Origin of the sequence: Polycladomyces zharkentensis (assembly GCF_016938855.1) — a bacterium.
GTDB classification, from domain to species: Bacteria; Bacillota; Bacilli; order Thermoactinomycetales; family JIR-001; genus Polycladomyces; species Polycladomyces zharkentensis.
The window spans coordinates 184,100-194,089 of record NZ_JAFHAP010000001.1 but is presented as its reverse complement, the minus strand read 5'-3'; the positions used below and the strand labels follow the sequence as shown (position 1 = coordinate 194,089).

At 54.4% G+C, this 9,990-nt stretch carries 11 protein-coding genes; all 11 read left to right on the top strand.

Annotation, left to right across the window (positions count from 1 at the left end):
• Positions 1 to 186: 186 nt before the first annotated feature.
• Positions 187 to 492 carry a cytochrome C oxidase subunit IV family protein gene (locus JQC72_RS00915; RefSeq protein WP_205492229.1) on the top strand — a complete coding sequence of 102 codons (306 nt, stop codon included), beginning with the start codon at positions 187 to 189 and terminating at the stop codon, positions 490 to 492.
• A gap of 418 nt (positions 493 to 910) precedes the next feature.
• Complete coding sequence (locus JQC72_RS00910) at positions 911 to 1,282, top strand: response regulator (RefSeq protein WP_205492228.1); 372 nt, start codon at positions 911 to 913, stop codon at positions 1,280 to 1,282.
• A 165-nt stretch (positions 1,283 to 1,447) separates the two neighbouring features.
• A complete protein-coding gene (gene kal, locus JQC72_RS00905; RefSeq protein WP_205492227.1) occupies positions 1,448 to 1,846 on the top strand; it encodes a 3-aminobutyryl-CoA ammonia lyase in 399 nt (132 codons plus the stop codon).
• A 1-nt stretch (position 1,847) separates the two neighbouring features.
• Positions 1,848 to 2,660, top strand: a complete 813-nt coding sequence (gene kce, locus JQC72_RS00900; RefSeq protein ID WP_205492226.1) for a 3-keto-5-aminohexanoate cleavage enzyme — start codon at positions 1,848 to 1,850, stop codon at positions 2,658 to 2,660.
• A 76-nt stretch (positions 2,661 to 2,736) separates the two neighbouring features.
• A complete protein-coding gene (locus tag JQC72_RS00895; protein WP_205492225.1) occupies positions 2,737 to 3,591 on the top strand; it encodes a class II fructose-1,6-bisphosphate aldolase in 855 nt (284 codons plus the stop codon).
• A gap of 45 nt (positions 3,592 to 3,636) precedes the next feature.
• Positions 3,637 to 4,293, top strand: a complete 657-nt coding sequence (gene fsa, locus JQC72_RS00890) for a fructose-6-phosphate aldolase (protein ID WP_205492224.1) — start codon at positions 3,637 to 3,639, stop codon at positions 4,291 to 4,293.
• Between the two features lie 163 nt (positions 4,294 to 4,456).
• Positions 4,457 to 5,704, top strand: coding sequence for a UDP-N-acetylglucosamine 1-carboxyvinyltransferase (gene murA / locus JQC72_RS00885; protein ID WP_205492223.1), 1,248 nt, complete (start codon positions 4,457 to 4,459; stop codon positions 5,702 to 5,704).
• Positions 5,705 to 6,089: 385 nt separating this feature from the next.
• Positions 6,090 to 7,055, top strand: coding sequence for a class II fructose-bisphosphatase (gene glpX / locus JQC72_RS00880; RefSeq protein WP_205492222.1), 966 nt, complete (start codon positions 6,090 to 6,092; stop codon positions 7,053 to 7,055).
• A gap of 145 nt (positions 7,056 to 7,200) precedes the next feature.
• Positions 7,201 to 8,463, top strand: a complete 1,263-nt coding sequence (rho, locus tag JQC72_RS00875) for a transcription termination factor Rho (protein WP_205492250.1) — start codon at positions 7,201 to 7,203, stop codon at positions 8,461 to 8,463.
• A 95-nt stretch (positions 8,464 to 8,558) separates the two neighbouring features.
• Positions 8,559 to 9,548: a M23 family metallopeptidase gene (locus JQC72_RS00870; RefSeq protein ID WP_205492221.1), complete on the top strand. Its 990-nt coding sequence runs from the start codon at positions 8,559 to 8,561 to the stop codon at positions 9,546 to 9,548.
• A 205-nt stretch (positions 9,549 to 9,753) separates the two neighbouring features.
• Entirely contained in the window at positions 9,754 to 9,954 is a 201-nt protein-coding gene (gene rpmE / locus JQC72_RS00865; protein WP_205492220.1) for a 50S ribosomal protein L31, read from the top strand.
• The last annotated feature ends 36 nt before the right edge of the window (positions 9,955 to 9,990 follow it).

The window sequence follows — 9,990 nt, the reverse complement described above, 5'->3', positions numbered from 1 at the left end:
TACCCGAGAATCCCCCGCCTCGTAGGCGGAGGGAGTGTTCAATTTTGTCCAAAATATGAAAGGAAGTATTGCCATTTACAGCGTACTACCCATATAATGACTATAGAATACTCTGATGATTTTAACTAATAGGATAACTGCAAGCGAAAACATCCGGTCATACGGGGCGAAGGGAGAGAGGAAAAAGTGAAACCGCAAGCGCGGCTCGGGAGTCAGACGCGCGCCGACAGACACGAAAGTGTCCGCAAACACGTTTGGTCATTCGTTTGGATGTTGGTGCTGACTGCGGCATCATTTATCGCCGTGGGAATGAAACTGCTTCCGATGGCGATCGTTGTTCCCTTGATTGTCTTTTTCGCTTGCATCCAAGTGGTTCTCCAACTATTCACCTTTATGCATATGGATCAGAAAGGACACGCCATCCCGATCATCTTTATCTCACTCGGAATCGTGATCGCCGTCGTCTCAGTCATTGGCATACAATTGCTCTGAATGTGGAGACCAAGAAGGATTCCCCGCAAGGATTCCGACGTTCTGCTTCGGCAGAACTTTTTTCTTGCGCTTTTTTTGGATGCGGTCGGCAGGAATCGGATGCAGTGGACACGAAATATAACAATGAAACCGTTATCGGGTAACCCGTGTGCAACTTGGGGCATCCTCGCGGATTCCGAGAATGTCGGACCGGCCGGATCGATCCCGGGGTGTCGGGTCATGTGAGGACTTGGAGATGGATGATTCCCGGATTTCCATCCATGATGCAGGCCGTACCCGGGATAAGGGGGTGAATGGAAGGGAGTCATGGCAAACCAGGCCGACGGCAACACGAGGGTGCCGACACTGAGGATCAACTCTGATGGAAGCGGAATGTTGGCGGCCCCTGAGCATGGAGAAGGTAAAGGAGGGACGGTAGTTGTCCAATCCGAATAAAAAGGTATTGGTGGTAGATGACCAATACGGCATACGGGTGCTGTTGAAAGAAGTGTTTTCACGGGACGGTTTTTCCATCTATCAAGCCGCCGATGGCAAAGCGGCTTTGGAGATCATTCAGAGCGAGCGTCCGGATCTGATTTTGTTGGACATGAAAATGCCGGGTATGGACGGTATCGAACTCTTGCGTCAGCTGCGCCCGATCCATCCCACGGCCAAAGTGATCATGATGACGGCATACGGCGAGCTGGATATGGTTGCAGAAGCATCCAAACTGGGGGCGCTTGCCCATTTTACCAAGCCGTTTGATATCGAAGAGCTTCGTTCAGAGGTAATTAAACAGTTGGCGTCTTGACAATCCACACGCGGGATCACCGGAGGCACTCTGACTCCCTTCGGTTGCTGCGGGCCTTTCAAGTGGCGGGAAAACGGGCCAATCAGCCGGACATTTCCGTCTTTGAAGGCGGCCGGAAGGGATGAAAGGCGCCTTTTTTTTGGCCGAATCTGAAGGAGGGCAACAATGAGTAACCTCACGGCAACGATACGTGTGCGCATGTCGCAGGCGGATGCGCATTATAGCGGCAATCTCGTTGACGGTGCCCGGATCTTGGCTTTGTTTGGCGATGTCGCGACCGAACTGTTGATCCGTCATGACGGGGACGAAGGGGTGTTTGTGGCGTATGAATCCGTTGAGTTTTTGGCTCCCGTTTTTGCTGGCGATTTCATCGAAGCGGTGGGAACGATCGAGAAAGTGGGCAATACATCCCGCAAAATGACTTTCACCGCCTATAAAGTGATTGAGGGCAACATCGATCCCAAGGTCCCTTCCGCGGCGCGGGTATTGACGAAACCGTTGGTCGTGACCAGAGCCACAGGTACTTGCGTCGTGCCGAAAGATCGTCAACGCGGGGGGCTGTGACATGGACAAGCTGATGATCACTGCCGCACTGGTCGGAGCCGAAGTAACCCGCGAGGATACGCCGCATCTGCCTGTCACACCGGAGGAAATCGGCATCGCTGCGGCTGAGGCGCATGCCGCCGGAGCCGCCATTGCGCACATCCATGTGCGCGATGCAGACGGCAAGCCCAGTCAGGACAGGGAGTTGTACCGTCAGGCCATCGAGGAAATCCGCAAGCGTTGCGACATCATTGTGCAGGTGTCGACGGGCGGGGCTGTGGGGATGAGTGCGGAGGAGCGGCTGCAGCCGGTCACGCTGGCACCGGAAATGGCCACATTGACAACGGGCTCCGTCAATTTCGGACGGGATGTGTTTTTCAATCCGCCGGAGATGGTGGAGCGATTCGCGGAAACGATGCAGCAATACGGTGTTCGCCCCGAGTTTGAGATTTTCGATGTGGGAATGATTGACAATGCACTGAAATTGGTAAAAAAAGGACTGGTTACGGGTCATCTTCATTTCGATTTTGTCATGGGTGTACCGGGGGGCATCCCGGCTACGGCCGATCATCTCCTGCATCTGATCCGCCAACTGCCGGAAGGGGCGACATGGACCGTCGCCGGTATCGGCAGGGCGCAATTGCCCATGTCAGTATTGGGGATCGTATTGGGCGGGCATGTTCGCGTCGGTTTGGAAGATAATATTTATTACCGAAAGGGTGAGTTGGCGACGAACGCTCAGTTGGTGGCGCGTGTGGTACGCATCGCCCGGGAGCTGGGGCGGGAGATCGCCACGCCCGACGAGGCGCGGATGAAACTGGGGATTCGTCGTTGACGGGAATCCCCTTTTTCTGTCGGGAATGTTATAATGGCAGAGGAATATCAAGGAAGCAAGACAGAGGAGGATCATTATGCCACTCGTACCTATGACAGAATTTTTGCCTCGCGCGAAACGGGAAGGCTTTGCTGTCGGGCAATTCAACATGAACAACTTGGAGTTTACGCAAGCCATCATCCAAGCAGCCAAAGAAGAGCGTTCCCCGCTCATTTTCGGCGCCAGTGAAGGAGCCATCAAATATATGGGTCTGAAAAACGTGGTGGCGCTCGCTCGGGTGGCCGCGGAGGAAGCGGGAGTTCCGGTGGCGCTGCACTTGGATCACGGCAGCAGTTTTGAAATGGTGATGAAATGTATCCAGGCCGGCTTCTCGTCCGTGATGTTCGACGGTTCCCACTATCCGCTGGAAGAGAACATCCGTCTGACCAAAGAAGTGGTGAAAGCGGCCCATGCCGTCGGGGTTTCCGTAGAAGGCGAGCTGGGAACGATCGGTGGGGTGGAAGACGATCTGAGCGTCGATGAAGAAGATGCGCAACTGGCCAACCCGGATGACGCCATCCGTTTCTGGGAAGAAACGAAAGTGGATGCGATGGCGATCGCTGTGGGTACGGCACACGGAATGTACAAAGGGGAACCGAAAATCCGCTTTGACATCATTGAGAAAGTGAGCAAAAACATCGAGGCACCGATCGTGCTCCACGGCGGTTCCGGTGTGCCGGACGAGTCGATTCGCAAGGCGATTTCGCTCGGTGTCGGCAAAATCAACGTCAACACCGAGAACCAAGTGGCTTGTACCAACACCATCCGGGAAATCCTGAATGCCAAACCGGACGTGATCGATCCGCGCAAATACCTCGGACCGGCTCGCGACGCGATGGTGGAGGTCGTCCGCGGCAAAATCCGTCTGTTCGGCAGCGCCGGCAAAGCCTGATGGGGGATGTCGTTGTCATTTCGATGACACAAGGAGATGAGTGTGGTGAAATTTTTCATTGACTCGGCCAATGTGGACGAAATCCGTGAAGCTGCTTCATGGGGGATCGTGTCCGGTGTGACGACCAACCCCAGTTTGGTGGCTAAGGAAGGACGCGATTTCGTCGAGGTGCTCAAAGAAATCCTGCAGATCGTCGACGGTCCGGTCAGTGCGGAAGTGCTGAGTCTGGATGCTGAAGGGATGATCCGGGAAGGAGAGCCGTTGGCCGCGTTGTCCGATCGGATCAACATCAAGGTACCGATGACGACGGAAGGGCTGAAGGCGGTCCATCACTTTGCCAAAAAAGGGATTCCGACCAATGTCACGTTGGTGTTCTCCGCCAACCAAGCACTGATGGCTGCCCGGGCCGGAGCGACGTATGTCAGTCCGTTCATCGGCCGATTGGACGATATCAACCATGACGGCAGTCAACTGATCGGGCAGATCGCCGAGATTTTCGATCTGCACGGGATCGAAACCGAAATCATCGCTGCCAGTATTCGCAATCCGGTGCATGTCACGCTGGCTGCCCAAAGTGGTGCGCACATTGCCACCATGCCGTTCAAAGTGATGCAGCAGATGGCCAAACATCCGCTCACGGATCAGGGAATTGAGCGGTTCTTGGCGGATTGGGAAAAAGCGAAGCAACATCAAAAAGCATGATCGTTTCGTCGAACTGATGCAACGATATCCGGCGGTACAGCGATGCTGACCGCCGGAGCCTTTTTCGAGACGGAAGCGGTTCTCCCAAGGTGTTACTGCAGCGAAAGGGTAGGCTCCCCCGTAGAACGGATTGATCAGACGGGACTGAAAGGGACGGATGCTGATGAAGACCTTGAAAATCAAAGGCGGACGTCCGCTGATCGGCCGCGTGCAAATCGGCGGGGCGAAGAACAGCGCGGTGGCCGTCATACCGGCGACGGTACTGGCGGAGTCCGGTTGCGAGATCGAGAATTTGCCCGAGATTCGCGATGTAGATGTATATGCCGAAATATTGCGTGATCTCGGTGCTGTGGTGACGAAGGACGGAAGGTGCTTGTCCGTTGATCCGAGTCGGTTGTCACCCATCCCGTTGCCGGATAACAAGGTAAAAAAATTGCGGGCTTCCTACTATCTGATCGGAGCTTTGCTCGGGCGTTTCGGGGAAGTTTCGATCGGCCTGCCCGGCGGGTGCGATCTCGGTCCGCGCCCCATTGACCAACACATCAAGGGATTTAGGGCGCTGGGGGCAACCGTGCGACAGTCGGGGGGAATTTTGCATGTTCATGCCCCGGAGTTGACGGGTGCCCGTATCTTTTTGGACGTCGTCAGTGTCGGGGCAACGATCAACATTATGTTGGCCGCCGTCCGGGCAAGGGGGGTCACGGTGATCGAAAATGCGGCCAAGGAGCCGGAAATCGTGGACGTGGCTACCTTTTTGAACACCATGGGAGCACAGATCAAAGGAGCAGGAACGGATGTGATCCGCATCCGTGGCGTGTCCCGTTTGAGAGGATGCCGTCACGCGATCATTCCTGATCGGATCGAAGCGGGTACCTATTTGATCGCCGCCGCCGCCACGAGAGGCGAAGTGAGCGTCGAGCAGGTGATCCCCAGACACCTGGAACCGCTTACGGCCAAATTGCGGGAGATGGGAGTGCGTGTGCGGGAGGACGATGAAACCGTTTGGGTACAAGGCGGCAGCCGCTATCGGGCTGTTGACGTCAAAACGGCGCCGTATCCCGGTTTCCCCACTGACCTGCAACAACCCCTTACCGCATTGTTAACGCAGGCCGAAGGGGTCAGTGTGGTGACGGAAAACATTTATTCCGCCCGTTTCAAGCAGGTGCCTGAGTTGGCACGGATGGGTGCCCGGATCCGTGTTGCGGGCACGACAGCGATCGTGGAAGGTTCGACACCGTTGTACGGCACCTCCGTCACTGCGACCGATTTGCGGGCAGGGGCTTCATTGGTGATTGCGGGGCTGGCGGCGGAGGGAGAAACAGAAATTGCCGGAGTGGGATACATCGATAGAGGATATGAGCGACTGGAGGAGAAATTAAGATCGTTGGGAGCGGAAATTTGGCGGTCGTAAGCAGGACATCCCGCATTTATTCCGTCTCCCGGCGTCCGGGGAGTCTCTCACCTCCGTTTTGATCCGGGTTCTGGTCGTACGTTAAAAAATGATTCTCCTTATCTCTGAAAAATCCCCGGACGGACCTGTAACTTCTTCTGAAGAGGCGGTATCATATTGGCAGTTGCCCGTCACGTGGTCAACCCCCTTGATTTTTTCCAGTTTCTGTCCATTTTTTATCCTGTTCTTCGCACTTCCGCAAAAATAGTGTAACATATAAATGAATTGTGCTACATTATACCGATGATTCCCATGGAAACGGATCAATCAGTATCGGAGAGTTCCGTCGTTGCGGAAGCGTATTCACCGCAGAATGGAATGAAGAATGGATCAGGGGGTTGACAGGATGGAACGCAGTTTGACGATGGAATTGGTGCGCGTGACGGAAGCGGCGGCCATCGCCAGTGGACGGTGGATGGGATTCGGAAAAAAGGATGAAGCGGATGAAGCGGCGACCACTGCCATGCGCAAGGTTTTCGACACGATCCCGATGCGTGGCACGGTCGTGATCGGTGAAGGGGAAATGGACGAGGCGCCGATGTTGTATATCGGAGAACGTTTGGGTCTCGGTTACTTGCCGGAAGTGGATGTGGCCGTTGACCCTTTGGAAGGGACCAACATCGTCGCCAAGGGCTTGTGGAACGCGTTGTCCGTCGTGGCGGTGGCCAATCGCGGTGATTTGCTGCACGCCCCGGACATGTACATGCAAAAAATCGCCGTCGGTCCGGCGGCAGTGGGAAAGGTGGACATCGACGCGCCGGTGAAGGACAACCTGAAAGCGGTGGCTCAGGCATTGGGCAAAGACATGGAAGATTTGGTGGCCGTCATCCTGGACCGGCCACGTCATGCCAAGTTGATCGAAGAGGTACGGCGCGCAGGTGCGAGGATCAAGCTGATCTCTGACGGAGATGTGGCCGCGGCGATCAATACGGCATTCCCCGACACCGGTGTGGATATTCTGTTCGGTTCAGGCGGGGCGCCCGAAGGCGTATTGGCGGCAGTCGCGCTGAAATGCCTGGGCGGCGAGATTCAGGGGCGCCTGTTGCCGGAAAATGAGGAGCAATTGGAACGGTGCAAGAAAATGGGCATCGAAGACCCGAGCAAAGTATTACGGCTCGAAGATATGGTAAAGGGGGACGACGCCATTTTTGCCGCCACGGGTGTCACCGATGGTGAACTGTTGCGCGGCGTCCGTTACAAAGGCACCACCGCGACCACCCACTCGTTGGTCATGCGGGCCAAAACGGGTACGGTTCGTTTCATCGAGGCCAAACATCGATTGGAGAAAAAGCCGAACTTTGTTGTAGAATAAACGATTGAAAATCCCTCTGGATTTAGTCGGGGGAGTACGTCACAATAGAAAGATGGAATAGTCCTCCGTCTATCCGGTTATGATGGATGGAGGACGCACAGCAAAATATCAAATATCAAGAGCGTGGTGAATGATGGCGATGGATATGTCGCTCAGCGATCTGGAGAATCGCCGATTGACGGACTTGTACAAACTGGCGAAAGAGTATCAGATCCCGTATTACAGCCAAATGAAAAAGAAAGAGCTGATATTTGCGATTCTCAAAGCACAGGCGGAGCGGGACGGACTCATGTTTATGGAAGGCGTGTTGGACATTCTCCCCGAGGGATACGGTTTTTTACGGCCGATCAATTATCTGCCGTCTTCCGAAGATATCTACATCTCCGCCTCGCAAATCCGTCGGTTTGATTTACGACCCGGGGATCTGGTATCCGGGAAAGTGAGGCCGCCGAAGGAAAATGAGCGGTATTTCGGCCTGTTGCACGTGGAAGCCGTCAACGGTATGGACCCGGAACAGGCGGCAGAACGATTGCACTTCCCCGCACTTACTCCTCTGTATCCCCAACGCAGGCTCCTCTTGGAGACAAGCCCGGACAAGCTCTCTACCCGCATCATGGATTTGATCGCCCCGGTCGGAATGGGTCAGCGCGGATTGATCGTGGCACAGCCCAAGGCGGGTAAAACCATGTTGTTGAAGGAGATTGCCAACAGCATTTCGACCAACTATCCGGATATTGAGTTGTTCGTGCTGTTGATCGACGAGCGTCCGGAGGAAGTGACGGACATGCAGCGTTCCGTCAAAGGGGAAGTGGTCAGCTCCACCTTCGATGAAGTGCCGGAAAACCATATCAAAGTGGCTGAACTGGTGTTGGAACGGGCTCAACGTCTGGTGGAACACAAAAAAGACGTGGTCATCCTGTTGGACAGCATCACACGATTGGCTCGGGCGTACAATTTGGTGATTCCGCCGAGCGGAAGGACGTTGTCCGGCGGGATCGATCCGGCAGCATTCCATCGTCCCAAGCGGTTCTTCGGTGCCGCTCGCAACATAGAAGAAGGCGGGAGCCTGACCATTTTGGCGACGGCGTTGATCGATACCGGATCGCGGATGGACGATGTGATTTATGAAGAGTTCAAGGGAACCGGAAACCTGGAGTTGCATCTGGACCGAAAATTGGCCGAACGGCGGATTTTTCCGGCGATCGACATCCGTCGTTCCGGTACGCGTCGCGAAGAGTTGTTGCTCAGCAAATCGGAACTGGAGAAATTGTGGATGTTGCGGAAAACGATGCAGGATACGCCGGAATATATCGAAGCATTCCTCCGCAAACTGGCCAGCACGAAGACGAATGCGGAGTTTTTGGCCACGCTGGAACCGCGTCCGCGTCGTTCCACAACGGCTTCCTGAGACTGACGGATCATATCGGGTGATAGAATCGCATCTCCTCGCATAAACATGGGTTGGGATGAAATTTCCCGATCAACAAAATGCGAGGTGATGTGATGCCGGGTAAAACCGCATGGTTGGCTTCCTCATTGTCAATCGCAACAGCCGGATGGATGATGGGTGAGACGCAAACCACTCACGCGGCGATGGACCTTCAGCCCAAAACGCCGCAATGGGCCAAAGAACATGTGGCACAGCAGGTATTGTTTCAGTATATGAGTCCCATAGTGACGATTGCGCAGGGGAATCTGGCTGCCCAAGAGAAACTCCAGCCACTTTTATATGAAGTGAAGACCGGTGATACGCTTTACAGTATCAGCAAACGATATGGCTTACCGTTTGAACGCGTTTCCCTTTTCAATCGTCTTCCGGATGCCAATCGACTGAAGGTGGGGCAGAAGCTGAAACTCCCGTTGTCCAAAAAGTGGATACGCGTTCAGGAGGGCCAAACGTTAAAGACGTTGGCCGAACAGTTCAAAACCACCTCGGAAGTGATCGGAAGGCTCAATCCCCATGTCGATCTGTCGGTAGAAGTGTATGTGGGTCAAGTGCTCGCCATGCCCATCCAATTGAAGATACCGTCACCTCCGGCCGAAAAGAAAACGGTGAAAGTGGCGGTCAAGTCGAAATCAGGAGTGCAGTTGGCCAGTCGATCGCAAGTTTCACAGGGGGTCATTTCGTTTCGATGGCCTGTCGTAGGACAAATCACCAGCCGTTACGGATGGCGGAACGGAAGGATGCACACCGGCATCGATATATGGAATGAACAGCGCCAACGTTGTGTCATCCGCTCGGCGTGGGGTGGGGTCGTGGCACGGGCGGGCTATGCCAACGGGTATGGCAATCTGGTGATACTCGACCACGGGAACGGCTGGGTGACCTATTATGCGCACCTGAGTCGCATCACGGTCTCAAAAGGTCAATTTTTGGCAACCGGTTCACCATTGGGATACATGGGACAGACCGGTCACGCTACAGGCGTTCATCTTCATTTTGAAGTGCGCCGAGGCGACAAGCCGATTAATCCATTAAGCGTTCTTCCATAAAACGAAGGGAATCATCGATATATTTCTTTTCACTCTTGTGTTCAATCAGGACATTTCCTCGGTGGGGCAGTTAGGGATCCCGCAACCGATGGATGGCACCTCTTGCCGGTTGCAAGCATGGGGTGATCGTGCTATAATAGCTCGTGTTTATGTGCGGAAGCCGATTCGCCATGTGAACAGCCGGCTGGAAAAGAGGTGAGAGTAAATGAAAATGGCGATTCATCCCGAATATAAATTGACGAAAGTAACCTGTGCGTGCGGAAACACCTTTGAAACGGGTTCGACCAAGGAAAACCTCCGTGTGGACATTTGCTCGGAATGTCATCCTTTCTTCACGGGGAAACAAAAAATGGTCAACACGGGCGGACGTGTGGACCGGTTCAAAAAGAAATACAACCTCAACTGATCCGTACGGGATTCGAAACAGGCAAGCCGAGACGCT